Raw genomic sequence first — 20,607 nt, 5'->3', positions numbered from 1 at the left:
CATGATCACTCCCGAAATCGCGAAACACGCTCAAGGACTGCTCGACTTCATCGACGCCAGTCCCAGCCCCTGGCATGCTGTCGCCATGATGGAGAAACATTTGCAGGCGAAAGGTTTCACGCGCCTGGAAGAAAGCCAGGCATGGAGCTTGCGCCCGCAAGGCAGGCACTACGTGGTCCGCGGCGGGGCTTCGTTGATCGCCTTTATTCTCGGCAGCAAACCTTTGGCCGCGAGCGGCTTCCGCATCGTCGGCGCCCATACCGACTCGCCCGGCTTGCGCCTTAAACCGAAGGCCCCGCATCAGGCCGAAACCATGATGCGCCTCGCTGTCGAAGTCTACGGGGGACCGATTCTCGCCACCTTCAGCGACCGGGATCTCAGCCTCGCCGGCCGAATCTGCGTCGGAGGCGATGCGGCGCCGCGCGACCGGCTGATCCGTTTCGAACAGCCGCTGGTTCGACTCGCCAACCTGGCCATTCATATGAACCGATCTGTGAACGAAGACGGATTGAAGCTCAACAAACAAAACGAGTTGCCCCTGCTGCTCGGCGGTCTTTGCGATACCGAGTCGCCCGAACAGAAATTTCTCCGTCTGGTGGCGGAGCGGGCCGAATGCAAGCCAAGCGACATCTTGAGCTGGGACTTGGCTGTCTACGATACTCAAAAAGGTTGTTTCTGGGGGCCGGAACTGGAATTCATCGCCGACAGCCAACTCGACAATCTCACCTCCTGCTATGCCGGACTGGTTGCGCTGCTGGAGACCGAAGCTTCGGAAAATACCTGCGTGGAGGCTTTTTTCGATCATGAGGAAATAGGCAGCGAAAGCAATAGGGGCGCCATGGGCAGCTTTATCTCGGATGTCTTGGAACGCGTCGCCCACGCGCTCGATGTCGATACGCCCGGCTATAAACAGGCCTTGGCCCGCAGTTTCATGATCAGCACCGACGCGGCCCACGCCTATCACCCCAATTTCCCGAACGCTTACGAACCGCTGCACCGCATCGCGGTGAACCGGGGGCCTGCGATCAAGGTCAATGCGAACCAGCGCTATGCCACGGACAGCATGAGCGAGGCCCGGTTTATCGAGCTTTGCCGACATGCGGACACGCCTTATCAGAAATACGCCCATCGGACCGATCTGGCCTGCGGCTCCACGATAGGCCCGATGACGGCGGCCCGGCTCGGCATTCCCACCGTCGACGTGGGTTGTCCTTTATGGGCGATGCACAGCATCCGGGAAAGCGCCGGCGTTCTCGATCAGGCTTACTTGCTGAACGTTTTGAAAAAGTTCTTTGCCGAACCCGCGGATCGATCCGCGCAAAGCCGGACGTCGTGACGGAGAAACCAGGCGTCAAGATTCGGCCAGGGCCGGATGATGCGCCGCCGGTCGGTCGAGGTAGTACCCTTGAGCCAGGGTGACGCCCAGGCTACGGATCATGTCCAGTGTCGCGGCATCCTCGACATATTCGGCCACCGTGGTTTTTTGCAGCCCCCGGGCCACGTCGACCATGGCCTTGACGAACACTTGATTGTCGCGATTGTTCGGCAAGTCACGGATGAATAACCCGTCGATCTTGAGCACTTCGACGCCCAGATACTTTAGATAGCCGAAGGTCGAAAAGCCGGTGCCGAAATCGTCCAGGCAAACCCGGCAACCCGCCTGGTGTATGGCTTCGATGAAGCGTTGCGCGTCCTGAATGTCCGATACCGCCGCCGTTTCCGTCAGCTCGATGATGAGCCGCGCCGGATCGACGCCGTTTTGTTTCAACTGGTTGCGAATGAAGTTTGGCAGGGAAGGGTCGTCGAAAGTGCGGCCCGAAATGTTTATGGCGAGCGGCGGGCTCGACGGGTTTCGCGCCAGAAGTTCGATGCTGTGGGCCAGAACCCAGCGGTCGATTTCGGTGATTTGTCCGCTCTTCTCGGCCATGGAGATGAATTGTCCCGGCATGATAAGGCACTCCGGGTCGACCGGGTCCCGCATGCGGAGCAAAACCTCCAAATGGCTCAACCTGCCGTCGACGACCGAGTAAATCCCCTGATAATGAAGCTCGAACAAGTCTCTCTGAAGCGCCTCCGCGATGCGCCTGTTCCACGACAGGCGTTGCATCATGGCTTCCGAACTGTCGCGCGCCGGATCGTAAATAGCCCAGGTGTTCTTGCCCTGCCCTTTGGCCTGATACATCGCGGCGTCGGCGTGAGCCACCAAATCTTCGGTATTTTCCCCGTGATCGGGAAATATCGCCACGCCCACGCTGGCCGTCACGCGCATATGGGTGCCGCGAAAACGAAACGGGATCGCCGAAATCGCATTTGCGATCCGCTCCGGCAGCGCCGCCACATCGCACCCGGGCGTGACGGCGCTCAAAATGGCGAACTCGTCGCCGCCGAGCCTGGCGAAGGTTTCCTCGCGACGCACCAAAGTGGATATTTCGCCGGCGATGCGCACCAGCACCGTGTCGCCGGCCTTATGGCCAAAAGTGTCGTTGATGTACTTGAACTCGTCCAAATCGAAATAAAGAAGGCAGAATTTGCTGCCGCCGCGCGCAGAGCTGGCGATCAGCCGCTCCAACTGATCCTGGAAGCGATGTCGGTTGAAGAGGCCGGTCAAAGGATCGCGTTCCGCCAGATAGAGAAGCTGCTGGGCGGTTTGGCGCTCGTACGTGATGTCCTCGTAAATCCACAATCGGCCGATCATGCGCCCGTCGTTATCGGTCACCGGATAGGAGATTTGCGTGAGAACGCGTCCGTCATAGAGATCGAGTTCGAAACGCTCGCTGATTTCGTGCGTATCGAGTACGTGCAATACGTGTTTCGAAGCATGATCGGGGCGGGCGAAACGATGGGTCGAATGCTCCAGGACATCGCGAGTCGCCCGTCCCACGAGCTGAAGGCTTTCGTCTATCGCCCACATCCTCAGAAAAGCCGGATTGACGTACTCGACACATCCTTGCCGGTCCTCGAACAGGATACCGATGCTCATCGCCGACAACAGCGCGGCCATTCGCCGCTGCTCCTGCTGCGCCAGTCTCGTCTGATCGCGCTGCCGCTGCTCCGAGAGCTTCAGTCGCTCCAACACCCGCCGCAACCGCTGCTCCCCTTGCTTACGGTGGGTAATGTCGAGCCAGAGCGCGAAAAATCCCGATGAACCGCCGTTTTCGCCAAGCCGCGGCAGATACTGAATATCCAGCCATCGCTCTGCGCCCCGCCGATTCTTGGCGAGCAGCTCGAAATGGGCCGACGCCCCGGATAAGGCCGCCTCGGCATGAGGCCGCACCTGCTCATAAACGTCCGGCGCCATGATCTCGGACATCCGCTTGCCGATGATTGCCCGGCGCGGCCGCTGGAACCATTCCTCATAGTTTCGATTCACCAGCACATAGCGCTGATCGCTATCGATCAACGATACGTAGGCCGGTATCGAATCCAGCATCAATTGAGTCAGTTCCTTGGCCTGCTTCAATTCGTCGTCGACCCGCTTGCGCTGGGTGATGTCCTGAACGATGCCGGTGCAGGAGACGGGACGGCCGCTATCGCCGAACTCCAATTCAGCCTTTTCCCGCACCCATCTCACTTGCCCCTGCGCCACGATACGGTACTCGATGTCATAAGGCTCGCCGCATAAGGCCGCTTGCCGGGAACTTTCGACGAAGCCGCGGTCGTCGGGATGAACCAGCTTCAAAAAGTCTTCGAGCGCGAGAGGCATGGCCTCCGGAATACCGAATATTCGGTAAGTTTCGCGAGACCAGCGCAGCACGTTATTCCGGATATCCAAATGCCAACTGCCGACATGAGCGACCGATTGGGCGTGCCGCAAATCGGCTTCGCTTTCCCGCAACTCCCACTCTATCAGCGTTCTTTCTTCGACTTCTCGCCGGAGCCTGCGATTGGCCGCTTCAAGCGAAGCCGTGCTTTCCCTGACGCGTTGCGCCAGACTGGCGTTCAAAGCCGCCGTTTCCGCCTTGGCGACCTCTTCGTCTCGGCGGGCGGCGATATTGGCCGATCGCGTGATGACCGCCAAACTCAAAGCCAGGATGAAAGCGCACAGCGATCGCGCCGCGTAAACGGGGATGCCCGTGAAGGCATGAAAGGCATCGTCGGTCGGAAGCCACGCCGGAAACGCCGCATCGCTCTCGATTATGAGTCCGACCGTTATTCCGTAAACGATCAGAGCCCCCGCCGCAGCGTAAAAGCAAAATCCGATCTCGGGACGCGCGAGCCGTCCGCATCCCCGATCGCGATTTACGATCAAGGCCGCTCCACTGATCAAACCTCCGGCGAACCCCAAAAAACGCCCGCCGGCGATCAATCCGCGGCTCGCGTCGTGCGCGAGCCACGCCAGCGCCAACAAGCCGGCGAAAACGGGAAGATAAAGCCGAGCACCGAGCCACGCCCGCCATAGCGCGCGTTTCGTAGCGGCCGGGCGCGGAAACGCTGTCGCCAAACGGCGACCGAATTCGAACAACGCCCCAAAGGAAACCACCAGCAAGCCGGCGCTCAACCAGCGCAAACCGGCCGAATCCGCTCGGTTAAGCAAGATCCAGGCATCGAGCCACTCTTTGATTCCGTGAAAAAAACCGAATACCCCCAATAGCCAGAGTTCCGACGCGAAAGGCAGCGCCCGGCCGTTCCGGGGCTGTAAAAAAATGGTGATCGCCAGAACCAGGAAGGAAAAGCCATAGAAAACGTAAAGCGCTACAAGCCGGGCGGGAACGGAATTAACGAATGCTGCCATCCTAATTGATTATTATTGTTGTTGTGTCGGGTCATGGCGACATGATACGTGACTCCAGCAAAGAAGAAAGCAGAAGCGGTCGTGGAAAAAGCGATTTGAAAAGAACGCGCCCAAACGCGAATGCAGCCCTCCTCTTTTCCGGACGCGCGCCGATCCTCGGATCGGCCATCTCACAGGATCAACCGGACACTTTCTCCGCATCCGATCTGAATTGCTCCTTGGTCTCCTCGATTTTGTCGAGAACCTGCTCCGGAGCGACATCCCGCTTGAGTTCGGAGAGCTCGGGATAATTCGAAGTGTCGACTCCCATGCGTTCGGCCATCGCGCTGACCAGAGCAATGATCCGCGTCACCTCATGCTCGGCCAGCAGACTGATCTGAAGGTTCAAGTCCGCTCTCCGGTCGGCCTGAGCCTGCATCCGATTTTGGGTGATCAAAACGAATGTAGAGAGAAAGATCGCCTCTACCGAAGCGAACATGGCCAGGACGACGAACGTGGGATCGAACGCCGGAAGCCCGCTCCATCCGAGATTGATCAGAATCCAGAGACCAAATCCGATCAAATGGATATAAACGAAGAGCATGCTCCCAGTGAATCGCGTGATTTTATCGGCGATCCGGTCTTGCAGCCCTCTGCTTTGCTCTTCCTGCCGGCGCTTGGCCAGCAACGCTTCGATGTTGCGCGCCACCACGCTCGCCATATCGGAGGAGCGCCCGCGGTAAGAGGAATCGGTGCCGGTATTCATAGCGTGCGCCAAGGGACCGGGAGCGCATGCGCCCGATAAATCTTGGGACTTGCGGCGGTAGGCAGGGGTTCCGCCTGCAATCGTCGACCGCGGTCCGGCGCCCGCCTTTTCAAACATCGATCTCGACAATCTCGCCCCGCAGTTCTCCGTCCGAGAGTGCCAGACGTCCGAGCGAAACCGGCAATTTAAACCGCCTGGGGCCCGCGCTGCCCGGATTCAGATAAAAGACCCCCGCTTCCGTTCGGATACTCGGTTGATGGGAATGCCCCGAAACGACCGCATCAAATTCGGCGGCCGCCGGATTCAGATCCAGCTCTTTCACGTTATGCAAGAGACAAATACAGCAACCATCGATCCGAACGATTTCCCGCTCCGAAAGCGCCGCCGCCCAGCGGCCTTTGTCGACATTGCCGCGAACCGCGACGACCGGCGCGACATGCCGCAACGCTTCGAGCACTTCGGGACGGCCGATGTCGCCGGCGTGCAGAATCAGATCGCAGCCGCTCAGGGCCGTCATTCCGGCCGCATCAATCCATGCGTGTCCGAAATAACGCCGATATAGCGCATTAATTTTCCAAACCGGTTCGCGAATGAAATCTTGGCCGGCCGGCTTTTCTCCGGCCGAAAACCTCATTTTATCGCCGCACGGCGCCGCATTCCCGCCTATGGTGCATCCGCCCGTTAGCTGCTACCTTGAAAGGATGGAACGCGCGTCGCGAAAGACCGCGAGCCAGAGTCGACGGTTTAAACGGTTCATCGCTTAGAGGAGATCATTATGAAAACAACGTTGAAATGCATAGCTGCCGCAGTGTTGATTTCTCTGATTTGTTCGACCGGCTTTGCCCAGGAGCAAAAGCCTCAACCCGCTCCCGGCCGGCACCAAATGGGAGGCATGGGCGGTGGCATGACGGGGGGCATGGGCGGAATGATGGGCGGCGGCATGATGGGGAACATGACCGAGGAGCAGAGAGAACAGCATCTTCGGCAAGCGCAAGACAACATGCTGAAAATGCACGAACTCATGCACCAGATCATGAACGCCAAGGACAACGCTGAACGGGAACGCCTGAAGGAAGAACAACGGAAGCTCATGCGCGAACACCACAAGCAACACCAGGACATGATGCAGCACATGCGACAGCAAGAAGGCGGCCAGATGCAACACGAAGCGCCCAAGCAGTAACGCACGGCGGATAGCGGAAATCGCTCGCTCTCGTCTGCACCGGGCCAGGAGCGAGCGGTCGCCCGTCTGCCGCTCGACGGACGGCGCGGATCAGCGCGCAGGATCGAGCGTACAGACCATCACGTAGTCATCGTAATAATATCCGTCGCCGCCGTCGCTCATTTCGGCGCGAGCGATGACGAAGCCGGCGCGAAGATAGGCCCGGACCGCCCGGTCGTTCCGCCTGAACACGTAAAGATAAATCTCCCGGACCCTCAAACGCGCCGCGACGGCCTTGACGTGCGCCAGCGCAAACGCGCCGTATCCCCGTCCGTGGCATTGCGGCAGAAGATAAAGCTTGTTGAGCCGCATGCGCGCCTGCTCCGGCCGGTGATGGTAGGCGAGAAAACCGATCATTTCGCCATCCAGCTCGATCCGCTCGTAAACGATTCCGCTCGCCATTTCGCTCCGCAGCACCTCGAGCCGGTACATGCGGTTCCAAAAATACTCGACGGCGTCCTCGGTCAGCACGTCCGGATAATAATGGCGTCGCCATATATCCAGAGCCATTTCGGCAATGGCCTCGGCATCTTGAAATCCGGCGGAGACGAAACTTAGCATGGCTGGCCCACGGCTTGTCCGATCGTTCTATATTCGAGACGATTGCCGCACCCCGTCCGGCAATCGCCAGTCCCGAAGCGCGCCTCGATCATGCGGGATTGCCGCTCGGGATGAAGAAACACTCGACGCCGAAAGTCTCCCGCACCCGTTCCATCAAGGCTTGAACGCCGAAGCGCTCGGTAGCGTTGTGGCCGCCGGCATACATGTGTATCCCGGCCTCCTGCGCCTCGTGCCAGTCGTGCTCGCTCATTTCGCCGGTGACGAAGGCGTCGAGCCCGTCTTGCAAGGCCAGCGGCCAATCTCGATTGGCGCCGCCCGTGATGATTCCGGCCGACCGGACGATCGCTCTCTCATCGGGCGTTGCGAGCAGCACCGGATGATCGAGCGCCGCACTCAATCTGTCCCGCAGCGCGGCGGCGCTCACCGGCTCGGCAAAAATGCCCTTGATGCCGGTCGGACAACGCTGATAATCGCCGAACGGCTGCTGCTCGACCAAACCGATGGCGCACCCGAGGCCGGCGGCATTGCCCACTTCCGGATGGGCGTCCAGCGGAAGATGATAGGCGAACAGATTGATATGATTGCGCACCAGCGGAAATACGCGCCCGGCGAAAGGGCCGGTCAGGGTCTTCGGGCCGCGGAACTTCCAGAAGAGCCCGTGGTGCACGATCAGCGCCTGAGCATTTCGTTCCGCCGCCGCGAGCGCCGAATGCGCCGTCGCCGAAACCGCAAAAGCGATCCGCCCGATCCGTTCACAGCCCTCGATTTGCAGGCCGTTGGGCCCATAATCCGCGAACGCCTGCGGCTTTAGGAGTTCTTTCAAAAATGCGTCCAAATCATCTCGCATCATCATGGTTGCGCTCTCGTCTTTGACCGGTTTCTCGAATTCTCGACTCCGTAAGCCGCGACCGCAACGGGCAGTGGCCATCGCCCCATGCAAACGTAACGGTTTCCATCAGACGCCGGTCCGAGGTTTTTGACGCCCCCTGGGCGCCCCGACGGAAGATCGTTAGATTGCATTTCTCTTCGCATTGATGCGACAGTAACGGCATGATGACCCGAAGAGACTGGTTGGCACGCTTGCTCGCTTTGGCCGCATGGGAGGCGCTGAGTCCGGCGGCGCTTTACGCGCCTACCGCGGAAGCCAAAGGCAAAGCGGGCGCCAAGCCTTTCAGCAAGGAATGGCTTATCGGGGAAGCCCGACGGATTTCTCTGAAATCGTTCGATCCGCCCGAAGAAAAATTGCCGGCCTGGATCGCCGACCTGGATTGGGACGGCTATCAGTCGATCCGCTTCAAAAAGGATCGCTCGATCTGGGGCAAGGAAAACCTGCCGTTCCAAGCGAAGCTTTTCCATCTGGGCTTATTTTTCAAGCACCCCGTCGAGATCTATGAGGTCGCGCACGGCCTGGCCGAACCCATTCCCTATTCGCCCGATCTGTTCCAGTTCGGATCGGAACTCAAAGTACCCCGAAGAACCGGCAACATCGGCTTTGCCGGGTTCCGCGTCAATGCCGAGCCGGATTTCGAACGCGATATGTTCGCCTTCCTCGGAGCGAGTTATTTCCGCGCCGTCGGCGGCACCAAACAATACGGCCTTTCGGCGCGCGGGCTGGCGGTCGACACCGGACTGCCCCGCCCCGAGGAATTCCCCGAATTCCGCCGCTTCTGGCTGGAGCGGCCGTCGCCCGAATCCGAGTTCGTGACCATCCACGCGCTGCTGGACAGCCCGAGCGTCAGCGGCGCGTACACGTTCGAAGTCGACCCAGGCGATACGACGGTCATGGACATCGAGGCCCATCTGTTCCCGCGCAAGCCGATCGAGCGGGCCGGCGTGGCGCCGTTGACGTCCATGTACCGGCACGGCGAGAACGACCGCCGGATGTCCGACGACTTCCGCCCGGAAATTCACGATACCGACGGACTGGCCCTTTGGACCGGCGCCGGCGAATGGATTTGGCGCCCCCTGGTCAACAGCCCGGCGGTGCGCGCCAACGCCTTTCTGGACGTCGATCCCAAAGGATTCGGACTGTTGCAGCGGGACCGCAACTTCGATCATTACCTGGACGACGGGGCCAACTACCATCTGCGTCCGAGCGCCTGGGTGGAACCAATCGGCGAATGGGGCCGCGGCGCCGTTCAACTGATCGAAATTCCGACCCTGGACGAGACGTTCGACAACATCGTCGCGTTCTGGAACCCCGAGGAACCGTTTCAGCCGGGCCAGGAGCGGGTATTCAAATATCGCCTGTACTGGGGCGAGCCGCCGGTCGGCCCCAGCGCGGCGAAAGTGGTGGCGACGCGCATCGGAGCCGGCGGCATACCCGGACAGAAGAACCGGGTTCCGTCCCGAAAGTTCGTCATCGACTTCGAGGGCGGCCGCTTGAGCGGACTGCCGGACACCGCCAAAGTCGAGCCGGTCATTACCGTCTCTCGCGGACAAATCAAAGAGCCGGCTGCACGTCCCGTACGGGGAACGAACGCCTGGCGCTGCAATTTCGACTTGATCAGCGACGGCAGCGAACCGATCGATTTGCGGGCTTATCTCCGGGATGAATTGGGCGCACTGACCGAAACCTGGCTGTATCAATGGACGCCGCCGGCATGAATACCCGCTTCGAACGTGCCGGAAGCCTATCGGCACCTTTCTTCGGCCGGACCACATCGAGCGCCTGAAAACGCGGCGGACGGCTCATCGGAAGCGTGCCCAGACATTAGTAGAAATACTTATGGCTTTTCATATCCCTCATCTCATACTACCCGAGGCCGATTTATCGGGGCTGCAAACGGAATTCATTTCTCGCATTTTCCTAAGGACATCGGAACGCCGGGATGAAAGGACTACAACCTCCCGTACCAAGCTGGATCCTTTTGGCGCTGGGCATTTTCGGCCTCGACGTCATCCCGTTTTCGACGATCGAGAGTGAAGGCTTTTTACGCCCCAACGCAGGAAATTTCTCGGGTTACTGGCTCCTGGGCATGGCAGGCCCGTTCTCGATCCTTGCACTGTTTGCATTTCTTGCCAAGCACGTTTTTCAAACGAAAAAGACTCCCACCGATTTCCGCGGAAACCTCGGCACGATTCTGGAACAGTCGCCTACCGCCATCTGCGTGACGGGACTGGCAAACGGCCATTGCGTGTATGCCAACCGCGCCGCGTGCGATTTATTGGGCCATGCCTTCGGAGATTCGGGCCAGATCGACATCGAAACCGTGATCGCAGAGGACTGTTCCGCCCAGCAGCTACGCTTGGAAGCCCTGACGTCCGGCGGTATAGCGCGGAGCGCGCTGACGCTGAGGCGCAAGGACGGAAGCCTTCTGGCGGCCGCCGTGAGTGTCAGGATGATCGACGACGACAAGCTCGTGTGGTGCCTCACCGATATCACGGAGCAGAGAAATACCGAAAATGCGCTTCGGAACGAAGTCAAATTCGCCGATGATTTGATAAAGAGCTTGCCCGGCATCTTCTATCTGGCGGACAAGGACGGCCGGTTTCTTCGCTGGAATGCCAACTTCGAGGCCATATCCGGCTATTCGGCGGGAGAACTGGAACGTGCGCACCCGCTGGATTTCATTCCCGAAGACGATAAACACGCTTTCGTCGGGCAGAACCTCATCGAGGCGCTCGCCACCGGCCGGCCCCTCGCCGAATCCTATTTCCTGACCAAGGACCGGCAGCGAATCCCGTTTTTCTTTACCGGCACGAAAGCCAAGCTGGGGCAGAACGATTGCATTCTCGGCGTCGGCCTCGACATCACCTCGCGCAAGACGGCCGAGGAACAGATTTATTACCTGGCGCATTACGACGCCCTTACGAATCTCCCGAACAGGATTCTGTTCAACGACCGGATCGATCGGACCTTGTCTTTCGCCGCCCGATATGGGCAGCAGTTCGCCGTTCTATTCATCGACCTCGATTCTTTCAAGGAAATTAACGATACCCTCGGGCACGATACGGGAGACCTCGTCCTCCAGCAAACCGCGCTCCGAATCTCGCAGTCCCTGCGCGAAAGCGACACCGTCGCCCGGATCGGCGGCGATGAATTTTTAGTGCTGCTTCCGGGAATTTCCGGAGCCGAGGAAGCCTGCGTCGTCGCGCAAAAAATCCTGGCCGCCGTGGCCTGCCCGATAGATGCGGACGACGCGGCGATCACCATCTCCTCGAGCATCGGCATCGCGATTTTTCCCACTCACGGCAGCGACAAGCATGGCCTGGTCAAAGCGGCCGACGAATCCATGTATCACGCCAAACGAACCGGCAAGAACCGCTACCATCTCAAGCGAGAGGGCGCACCGCTGCGCGGTTCGGTAACAAAGCTTTACAAGACTTTTTGAGATCGCGCCCCCGAATCGACGTCACTCCGGCGGCCGGCCGCGAATCGCCGCCGCGTCCCCGACAAGCCAATGCCTTCCGTTCATCCTGTCGCGCGGCACGATTTTCGCTTGGCGACTACACTTTACCTACATCGCCGGTCCGCCAGACGGGTCAGACGCTCCGTGCGCGAGAGCTTGATCCGAAGAATGTCGCCGATCGGACGAGAAAAACAACAATAATGGCGCACCGGCGTCCAAACCATTCCCGACAGGTTAGATCGATGACCGCTCGATCGCTCGCTAAAGAAGTGCAAACGCTCGTGTCCCTGCCCGAAGTGACGCAGAGACTCACACAGCTCCTGGAATCTCCCGACGCGACCAATGGCGCGATCGGCGAAGTCATCGTCAACGATCCGGCCTTGACCGCGAGGCTGCTGAAATTGGCGAACAGCGCATTTACCGGTTCGCCGTACAAGGTCGAAACAGTTTCCCAGGCGATCCCGTTGCTCGGCCGGGCGGCCCTCCGGGATCTGGTGCTGGCAACGTCCGTAGCGAGCACGTTCAGGGGCATTCCGCCGCAACGGGTGGATATGGAACGTTTCTGGCTCAACAGCATCGCTTGCGGCGTCATCACGCGCTCACTGGCCTTTCGCTGCCGGATCTTCGAAAACGAACCCCTGTTCGTGGCCGGCCTGCTCCACAAGGTGGGCCGCCTGGTCTTTTATTCCTGCCGGCCGGATCAATACCGTCACGTCCTGGAAGCCGGCGAGCGCGGCGAAGACGCCATCAACGCAGCGGAGCAACGGATTTTCGGTTTCACTCACGCCGAACTCGGAGCCGAACTGCTGAAAAGCTGGAAAGTGCCGGAACGCCTGCAAATAGCCGTAGCCTATTATTTGGCGCCCAAGGAAGCGCCGGCGAATCACCGGAGAAATACCGCGCTCATCCATGTAGCCAGTGCTCTGGCGACCAGCATCGAACCCAGCGTCAACCCGGACGATAGGGTGGACGGCGACAGGACGGGATTCGACAAAGGCGCCTGGGATCTGCTCGGACTTCCTCTGGACGCGATTCCAAGGATCATTCAAGATGCCTGGATTCAATCCTTCGAGGTTTTCGAAATCATCAAGCCGAGTTTCGCCGTCATTCACTGACCGCCCCGGAGACGGCGCTCCGCTGCGGCGGCGCGCTGGCGGAACGGCCTGAAATCCCCGACCATAAAGCCGCTGCGGCCCGTTTTTCCGGCATTCCGATGACCACCGAACCGCGCTCGCCACATCCGATGCAAAACATCAAAGGCATACTGCTCGACCTGGACGGCGTGCTTTGCGTCGGGTCGCGCACCATCGAAGGCGCACCGGAGACGGTCAGGCGCATTCGCGCCGAAGGCTATCCGATTCGCGTCATAACCAACACCAGCACGCAGTCGCTGGCTTCGCTGCACGGCAAATTGCGGCAACTCGGCTTCGACATCGATCGCGCCGAAATCCTGAGCGCGCCGCAGGCGGTTTTGCGTTATCTGAAACGATGCGGCGGTCCGCCGTGCGCCCTGCTGCTGGCCGAAGACGTAAAGCGCGACTTCGCCGATATCGCCGAGGCGGACATCGACGAAGCCGAATATATCGTCATTGGCGATATCGGCGAAAACTGGTCTTATCGCATTCTCAACCGGGCGTTCAATCGGCTGATGCAGGGCGCCAAGCTCATCGCCGTTCACAAGAACCGGTTCTGGCAAACCGAAGCGGGGCTTAGAATGGATATCGGCGGATTCGTCGCGGCGCTGGAATATTGCAGCGGCATCCAGGCCACGGTGATGGGAAAACCATCTCCGGATTTCTTCCGGATCGCGCTACAGGACATGGGATTGACCGCACGCGAGGCGGCCATCGTCGGCGACGACATCGACTCCGACATCGGCGGCGGCCAAAAGGCCGGCCTGACCGGCATCCTGGTCAAAACCGGCAAATATCGGGAAAGTTATGTGAGCGCCTCGTCGATCCGGCCCGACAAAATCATCGATTCCGTGAACGCGCTGCCGGCGCTGCTGGGCCTCCGAGCGACATGATGACCGGGACAGCCGATACTTCAGCCATGCCTTCCATCACCCTGCACACCGGCACCATCGCCCATCTGCGCGGCGACCCGTTTGCCGAAGACGACGCTTTGGAAATCATCGAGCGCGGCGCACTGGCGATAGACCGCTCGGGCCGGATCGTCCTGGCCGGCGAGCACGGTTCCGTGTTCGCCGCATGCCCGGAGAGCGCAATCGTCGACCACGGCAGTGCCTGGCTCATCCCCGGCCTGATCGACGCGCACCTGCACTTTCCGCAATTCTATGCGACGGCGGGCTTCGGAAAAGATTTGCTGGACTGGCTGAACAACACCGTCTATCCGGCCGAGGCGCTTTTCGCCGACGAGCGCTTCGCCGGACCGGCGGCCGAGCGATTCGTCGAACGCCTGCTGGCCTGCGGAACGACCACGGCCCTGGTGTTCGGCTCGCAGTTCTACGGCGCGAACGTCGCACTGTTCGATGCGGCCCGGCAATCCGGCATTCGCCTGATCGCCGGGATGACGCTGATGGACCGGAACGCGCCGCCCGCACTGCTCCGAACGGCCGAACAGTCCGCCGATTCGGTCGAAAAACTCGTCGGGCTGTGCCGGAACGACCCTCTACTTCACTACGCCGTCACGCCGCGCTTCGCGCTGTCCTGCTCGCCCGAGTTGCTGGAGCTGTGCAGTGCGCTGTTGAGGAGCCATCCCGAAAGCTATCTGCAAACCCATATCAATGAAACCCGCCGAGAAATCGACGCGGTGCGAGCGGCATTTCCTCAAAATCGGCACTATCTGGACGTTTACGACAGCTTCGGGCTCATCACGGAGCGCACGGTTCTGGCGCACAGCATCCACACCACGGAAGCGGAGATGCACCGGATGGCCGAGGCGTCCTGCGCCGTGTGCCACTGCCCCACCAGCAATGCCTATCTCGGAAGCGGATTGTTTCCGCTACGGCGGCACTTACGACACGGCATTCCGGTGGCATTGGGCACGGATATCGGCGCCGGTACGCAGTTCTCCGTGTGGCGGGAACTCTCCGAAACTTATAAAGTGCAGCAATTGCAGGGTCTTACCTTGAATGCCGGGCAGCTACTTTATCTCGCCACCTTGGGCGGCGCAAAAGCGCTCGGACTCGAGCATGAGACGGGAAACTTCGAACCCGGCAAAAGCGCCGATTTTTTCGTGCTGCGCCATGAGGAGGACGAATACCTCGCCGCCCGGTTAAGTCGGTGCGAAAATGCGGCGGAACGGCTCTTTTGCCTGTTGCATCTCGCGGACGAGCGGCACATCGGCGCCACTTGCGTCCACGGGCGGACAGCGGCGACCCGCGCCCCCTCCAAACCGTTCGAGTAACCCGATTTGCAGGATCGACGACGCACAAGGACAGCGACTTTTTATCTCGGCAAATGCCCGATATCCGCCGTCGCGGAACGAGTTTTCCGATGAACCGTACGCCCGATCAAAGCGCCCTCCTCCGGAATTTTTCTTCCAAATCCAGCGCGAGCGGACCCATCCTGATCACGCTGATCCATCATGGCACTCCCGGCCGAATCCGGGTCAAGGTCCGCGGGCTGCATCGCTCGGAACACATGAAGCGCGCGCTCGAGGCGCTTCCGGATCGATGCCGGCGACTCGAGTCGGTCAGCGCCAATCCGCTGACCGGCAGCGCCTTGGTCCGGTTCGAACCCGGCCAACCGATCGCCCGCATCGTCGACGAGCTCGAGCTTTGCGCCCGAACGCACCGAAAACCCGCCGCCGCTGCCGGCAATTCCAAAACAAACGAGCGGAAATGGGCGAAAAAAGGCACCCGCGCGTCCAACATCGTTTTTTGGAAAGACCTAAAGACAAGCTCCCGGAGACCGCCGCTCCAAGCGGTCGAAAATCCGAATCTCGAAAGCGGGCAAACCCGGCGCAGGCCGCTCTGGCATGCAATCGACGCCGAAGCGGTTCTCAGAGCCGTGGGCTCCGGACGAGACGGCCTGACCGCCGAGCTTGCGGCCGCGCGTCTGCTGCGCCACGGACCCAATGCCCTGAGCGTACAAAAACCGCGCTCGGCCTTGGCGATGTTCGCCGATCAATTCGCCAGCCCGCCGGTCGCGCTGCTCGGCTTATCGGCGGCGATTTCGGTAGCCACCGGCGGCATCGCGGATGCATTGGCCATTCTGAGCGTCGTCTTGATTAATGCCGGAATCGGTTATTTCACCGAGAGCGAAGCGGAAAAAACCATCGCTTCGCTGGGCAAGCTGGCGCCGGCGCGAGCGCTCGTCATTCGCGGCGCCGACAAAACGGAAACGGCGGTCGAGCACATCGTTCCCGGCGACATCCTGGTGCTGCAACCCGGCTCCTTCATAGCGGCCGACGCACGTCTGATCGCCAGCACCCGACTGACCGTCGACGAATCGGCGCTGACCGGAGAAAGCCTCCCGGTCGGCAAGCGTCATGATTACCTGGCGGCTGCGGACGCTCCTCCGGCCGACCGTAAAAACATGGTTCACCGCGGCACCGTCGTGACCGGCGGCAGCGGGTTGGCCGTGACGGTATCGACCGGGCGCGACACCGAAATCGGCCTGATTCAATCCTTGGTGGGAGAGGTCAAACCGCCGCAAACGCCGATGCAGCGTCAACTGGACCGGATGGGCGCGCAGCTCGCGCTGTTCTCGGGCGGCATCTGCGCCGCGATGTTCGGCCTCGGCCTGTTGCGCGGTTTCGGCTGGCTGCAAATGCTGAAATCCGCCATTTCCCTGGCCGTCGCGGCAGTTCCGGAAGGCTTGCCGGCGGTGGCGACCACCACTCTGGCGCTGGGCATCCGGCGAATGCAGCAGCGCCACGTGCTCATCCGCCAACTGCCTGCCGTAGAGAGTCTCGGTTCGGTGCAGACGCTCTGCCTGGATAAAACCGGCACGCTCACGGAAAACCGGATGCGCGCCGTCAGCATCGAAATGCCCGAGTGTTCCGTCACGCGCACGAACGGCACGTTGTCCATGAATGGCGAACCGTTCGATCTGGCCGGGCAGGACGATCTCGGACGCCTGCTCGAAACCGCCAGCCTGTGCAGCGAAGTCAAGCTGGTAGAGAATGGGGACAAGCTACGGCTCGAAGGTTCGCCCACCGAGTCGGCCCTGGTCGAGATCGCCCTGGAGGCTGGCGCAGACGTAAAAGCGGCGCGGACGCGGCATCCGCTGATCAAGACCGTATATCGGGCGGAAGACCGTCCGTACATGATCACCGTCCATCATAACCGCGGCGGAAAGCCCCTGATTGCGGTCAAGGGCAGCCCGGCGGACGTGCTCGGTTTGTGCACGCGGCGGCTCCGCAAGGGCGAGTGCATCGAGCTCGACGAGCCGCAGCGCACGGCGATCATGACGCAGAACGAACGCATGGCCGGCCGGTCGCTGCGGATTCTGGGCGTCGCCTTCGGGCACGCCGACGATACCGCAACCGCTACCCGGAATTTGACCTGGCTGGGACTGATCGGCATGGAAGACACGGTCCGCGACGGAATGGCCGAGCTCATGGCGAAGTTCCACGAGGCCGAAATCAAGACGGTGATGATTACCGGCGACCAGAGCGCCACCGCCTTTTCGGTCGGAAAGCGCCTGGGACTGAACGGCAACAAGCCGCTCGAAATCGTCGATTCCGCCAACCTCGAAAAGCTCGCCCCGGAACTGCTCGCGGGTATCGTCAACGATACGACGGTATTCGCACGGGTCAGCCCGGCGCACAAGCTCCGTATCGTCCAGGCGCTGCAAAAAGCCGGATACGTGGTGGCGATGACCGGCGACGGCGTCAATGACGGTCCGGCTTTAAAGGCGGCCGACGTGGGCGTGGCGCTCGGCGGGCGCGGCGCCGAGGTGGCGCGCTCCGTCGCCGATATCGTTTTGGAGGACGACAACCTGCACACCATGATCGCCGCGGTGGAGCAAGGCCGGACGATTTATGCGAATATCCGAAAAAGCCTGCGTTTCCTGCTCTCGAGCAATTTGAGCGAAATCGAGGTCATGCTGGTCGGCACGGCTGTGGGGGCGGGCGAAGTGCTGAATCCCTTTCAACTGCTGTGGATCAACTTGTTGACAGACATCCTGCCCGGCCTCGGTTTGGCGCTCGAACCGCCCGAGCAGGACGTGTTGAAGCAACCGCCCCGGAATCCGGCCGAGGCCATCATACGCCGCGCCGATGCTGTCCGATTGATGCGCGAATCGCTGCTGCTCTCCGGCGGCGCCATGAGCATTTACGGATATAGTCTGGCGCGCTACGGACCGGGCCCCGAGGCGGGCACCAACGCCTTCATGACGCTCACGCTCGGTCAGTTGCTTCACGCCATCAGCTGCCGCTCCGAGCGCACCAGCATATTCGACCGCAACCGGCCGCCCAACCGATTCTTGAATGCCGCTTTGCTCGGTTCGGTCTCCCTTCAAATCGGCGCGGCTTTTTTACCGCCCCTCCGCAAGTTGCTTCGACTGTCTCCGATCGGCGCCCTGGACTGGCTCGCGATTGCAGCCGGCGCGTCGGCGCCTTTTTTGGCCAACGAAGCGATCAAGCGGCTTCAAGCCGGCTCGCCCCGGAAGGAGTGACGATCATGAAAAAGAGCTTCTTGTTTACGTCCGAGTCGGTGGCAGAAGGTCACCCCGACCGGCTGTGCGACACGATCAGCGACGCCATCGTCGATCGGTTCCTTCAGCAGGACCCTTACTCTCACATCGTGACCGAGTGCGCGTTGTCGAAAGAAATCGTATTCGTCGCCGCCCGCTTCGCATCGAAAGCGACGGTAGACATTCCGGATCTGGCGCGACAGATCGTGGGTGCGGTCGGTTATCGCGAAGAAGATTTCAATGCCGCCGAGTGTACGGTGGTCACCAGCCTCATGGCGCAGCCTCTCGATCATCGGTATGAATGGGACGAACGGGAACTCGACCGAATCCCCGTTCTCAATCAAATCACGCAGTTCGGCTTTGCCTGTAATCAAACGACCGACCTGATGCCGTTTCCCATTACCGTGGCTAATCGGCTGGCCCGTCAACTGACCGTGGCGCGCGAAAACAAAACCGTTTCCTATTTATCTCCCGATTGCACCACCCAGGTCGGGGTGGAATTCGAGAACGGAAAACCCAGGCGGATTCAGAGCGTCACCTTGATTGCCAACCCTCAAGGAAGAAATCGGATCGAACCCGCCCAATTCCGCGCCGATCTTCTCCGGCACGTTGTCGGGCCGGCCTTTGAGAACGAAGCAATCCGCCCGGACGATGAGACGGACATCTTCATCAATCCGCGAGGCATTTTCCCGAAGAGCGGTCCCGCGGCCCATTCGGGCATGACCGGACGAAAGACCGCGAGCGATACCTACGGAGGTTATGCGCGGCATTCGGGCTCGGCCTTATCCGGCAAGGATCCCTGCCGCATCGACCGGGTGGGCGCTTATGTCGCGCGCTACGCCGCCAAAAACGTGGTAGCCGCCGAGCTCGCTGAAGAATGCGAGGTCCAGTTGAGCTACAGCATCGGCCAGGCGAGGCCGGTAAGTATTCAAGTATCCACCTTCGGCACCGGCAACATCGACGAAAACGCCATCAAGAAAAGACTCGAAGAATGCATCGACTTCCGCCTGGGAGCGATCATTCGGAACTTCGGGCTGCGCGACCTGCCGTCGCAATACAAAGGCACGTTTTATCGGAAGCTGCCGGCACACGGACACATTGGCGCTTCGTTCACCGAACTGCCCTGGGAGCGGACCGATATGAAGAATCGGCTGCGCTGATCGCGAGCCCGCAAGGTTCGTTTCCATACCCCGATCCTAGCGACCGCCATTTTTCCGGTAAGATGTCGAAATACGATTGTCCCGACATTTTTTTCCGACAAGCATTCCCGCAACGGCTCATGATTCGCACAGCCAACTTGGACGATCTGGACGCGCTCGTGCAGATCGAAGACCGGTGTTTCGACACGGACCGCATTTCGCGCCGCAACTTTCGCTATCTTCTCACCAAGGCCAATGCGGCTACCCTCGTGGATGAACGGGACGGAGTCATTCGCGGGTATTCCATGGTGCTGTTCCATACCGGCACTTCGTTGGCGCGGCTGTATTCCTACGCGGTCGACCTGCCTTATCGCAATCGGGGCATCGGTCGAGCCCTGGTGAAGGCTTCGGAGGACCTGGCTCTGGAGCGGGAGTGCATCACCTTGCGGCTCGAAGTTCGGCGCGACAACCCCCCTTCGATCAAACTGTTCGAGAATCTCTGTTACCGCTATCTGGAAAGCGTACCCGACTACTACGAAGATCACGCCTCCGCCTTGCGTTTCGAAAAAATGCTGGCTCCTCATTTGAATCCGGAACTCGCGAAGGTGCCCTACTATCAGCAAACCCTTGATTTCACCTGTGGCCCCGCATCCCTGATGATGGCCATGAAATCCTTGCAATCCGACCTCGATCTGCACCGGAAGCTCGAGCTGAGGATCTGGCGCGAATCGACCACCGTCTTCATGACTTCCGGACATGGCGGATGCGGCCCCTATGGCCTCGCGCTTTCGGCGTTTCACCGCGGCTTCGATGTCGAAGTTTACGTCAATGACGAAGGCGCTTTGTTCATCACCTCGGTGCGCGATCCGGAAAAACGGGAGGTCATGCAAGTCGTACAGGAAGATTTTTTGGACGAGCTGACGAAGCTCCCGGTAAAGATCGTATACGGGGCGCTCAACGGCGACGAATTGCAGGAAAAAATGGAACAAGGCGGCATCCCGGTCGTACTGATAAGTTCTTATCGCCTTTATCAGGAAAAATTTCCCCATTGGATCGTCGTGACGGGCTTCGATCAACATTATTTCTACGTACACGATCCGTATGTCGATTATTCAGCGGGAAAAACACCCACCGACTGCATCAACATGCCCATTCTCAAAACCGATTTTCAACGAATGGCCCGTTACGGAAAAACCGGGCAGAAGTCTGTATTGATCCTTCGAAAGCCGAAATCGCGCCGGCGCCACTGAC

Annotated in this window: 15 protein-coding genes; 10 read left to right on the top strand and 5 right to left on the bottom strand. The window is 60.2% G+C overall.

Going from position 1 to position 20,607, the window contains the following annotated elements:
* The first annotated feature begins 1 nt into the window (after position 1).
* The gene (locus ACWJKU_RS00890; RefSeq protein WP_454145144.1) at positions 2-1,336 is read left to right on the top strand and encodes a M18 family aminopeptidase; all 1,335 of its coding nucleotides are present in this window, start codon (positions 2-4) and stop codon (positions 1,334-1,336) included.
* Positions 1,337-1,351: 15 nt separating this feature from the next.
* Here the strand turns inward: ACWJKU_RS00890 and ACWJKU_RS00885 are convergent, their stop codons facing one another.
* The 3 genes from ACWJKU_RS00885 to ACWJKU_RS00875 form a co-directional block, all read right to left on the bottom strand.
* The gene (locus ACWJKU_RS00885) at positions 1,352-4,732 is read right to left on the bottom strand and encodes an EAL domain-containing protein (protein ID WP_454145142.1); all 3,381 of its coding nucleotides are present in this window, start codon (positions 4,730-4,732) and stop codon (positions 1,352-1,354) included.
* A 178-nt stretch (positions 4,733-4,910) separates the two neighbouring features.
* Positions 4,911-5,477, bottom strand: a complete 567-nt coding sequence (locus ACWJKU_RS00880; protein ID WP_454145140.1) for a DUF1003 domain-containing protein — start codon at positions 5,475-5,477, stop codon at positions 4,911-4,913.
* A 109-nt stretch (positions 5,478-5,586) separates the two neighbouring features.
* Positions 5,587-5,994, bottom strand: coding sequence for a metallophosphoesterase family protein (locus ACWJKU_RS00875; RefSeq protein ID WP_454145138.1), 408 nt, complete (start codon positions 5,992-5,994; stop codon positions 5,587-5,589).
* A 258-nt stretch (positions 5,995-6,252) separates the two neighbouring features.
* Here ACWJKU_RS00875 and ACWJKU_RS00870 point away from each other — a divergent pair, with 258 nt between their 5' ends.
* A complete protein-coding gene (locus ACWJKU_RS00870) occupies positions 6,253-6,660 on the top strand; it encodes a hypothetical protein (protein ID WP_454145136.1) in 408 nt (135 codons plus the stop codon).
* A gap of 90 nt (positions 6,661-6,750) precedes the next feature.
* On the opposite strand, the gene ACWJKU_RS00865 is transcribed toward ACWJKU_RS00870, so the two are convergent.
* Positions 6,751-7,260 carry a GNAT family N-acetyltransferase gene (locus ACWJKU_RS00865; protein WP_454145134.1) on the bottom strand — a complete coding sequence of 170 codons (510 nt, stop codon included), beginning with the start codon at positions 7,258-7,260 and terminating at the stop codon, positions 6,751-6,753.
* Positions 7,261-7,348: 88 nt separating this feature from the next.
* The gene (locus ACWJKU_RS00860) at positions 7,349-8,113 is read right to left on the bottom strand and encodes a Nif3-like dinuclear metal center hexameric protein (RefSeq protein ID WP_454145132.1); all 765 of its coding nucleotides are present in this window, start codon (positions 8,111-8,113) and stop codon (positions 7,349-7,351) included.
* Between the two features lie 197 nt (positions 8,114-8,310).
* Here ACWJKU_RS00860 and ACWJKU_RS00855 point away from each other — a divergent pair, with 197 nt between their 5' ends.
* The 8 genes from ACWJKU_RS00855 to ACWJKU_RS00820 all read left to right on the top strand — a co-directional run bounded on the left by ACWJKU_RS00855 (position 8,311) and on the right by ACWJKU_RS00820 (position 20,606).
* Positions 8,311-9,867, top strand: a complete 1,557-nt coding sequence (locus ACWJKU_RS00855; RefSeq protein WP_454145130.1) for a glucan biosynthesis protein — start codon at positions 8,311-8,313, stop codon at positions 9,865-9,867.
* Positions 9,868-10,091: 224 nt separating this feature from the next.
* Positions 10,092-11,594, top strand: a complete 1,503-nt coding sequence (locus ACWJKU_RS00850; RefSeq protein ID WP_454145128.1) for a diguanylate cyclase domain-containing protein — start codon at positions 10,092-10,094, stop codon at positions 11,592-11,594.
* A gap of 260 nt (positions 11,595-11,854) precedes the next feature.
* Positions 11,855-12,727 carry an HDOD domain-containing protein gene (locus tag ACWJKU_RS00845; RefSeq protein ID WP_454145126.1) on the top strand — a complete coding sequence of 291 codons (873 nt, stop codon included), beginning with the start codon at positions 11,855-11,857 and terminating at the stop codon, positions 12,725-12,727.
* Positions 12,728-12,825: 98 nt separating this feature from the next.
* On the top strand, positions 12,826-13,638 hold the full coding sequence (locus ACWJKU_RS00840; RefSeq protein WP_454145124.1) for a TIGR01458 family HAD-type hydrolase: 813 nt from the start codon (positions 12,826-12,828) through the stop codon (positions 13,636-13,638).
* 26 nt (positions 13,639-13,664) lie between these two features.
* Complete coding sequence (gene guaD / locus ACWJKU_RS00835; protein WP_454145122.1) at positions 13,665-14,981, top strand: guanine deaminase; 1,317 nt, start codon at positions 13,665-13,667, stop codon at positions 14,979-14,981.
* Between the two features lie 89 nt (positions 14,982-15,070).
* A complete protein-coding gene (locus ACWJKU_RS00830) occupies positions 15,071-18,199 on the top strand; it encodes a cation-translocating P-type ATPase (protein ID WP_454145120.1) in 3,129 nt (1,042 codons plus the stop codon).
* Positions 18,200-18,204: 5 nt separating this feature from the next.
* A complete protein-coding gene (gene metK, locus ACWJKU_RS00825) occupies positions 18,205-19,377 on the top strand; it encodes a methionine adenosyltransferase (protein ID WP_454145118.1) in 1,173 nt (390 codons plus the stop codon).
* A 119-nt stretch (positions 19,378-19,496) separates the two neighbouring features.
* On the top strand, positions 19,497-20,606 hold the full coding sequence (locus ACWJKU_RS00820; protein WP_454145116.1) for a peptidase C39 family protein: 1,110 nt from the start codon (positions 19,497-19,499) through the stop codon (positions 20,604-20,606).
* The last annotated feature ends 1 nt before the right edge of the window (position 20,607 follow it).

This window comes from Methylocaldum sp. MU1018, assembly GCF_053646775.1.
Note: the sequence above shows the minus strand (reverse complement) of the source record. Positions and strands in the feature narration are given on the sequence as shown.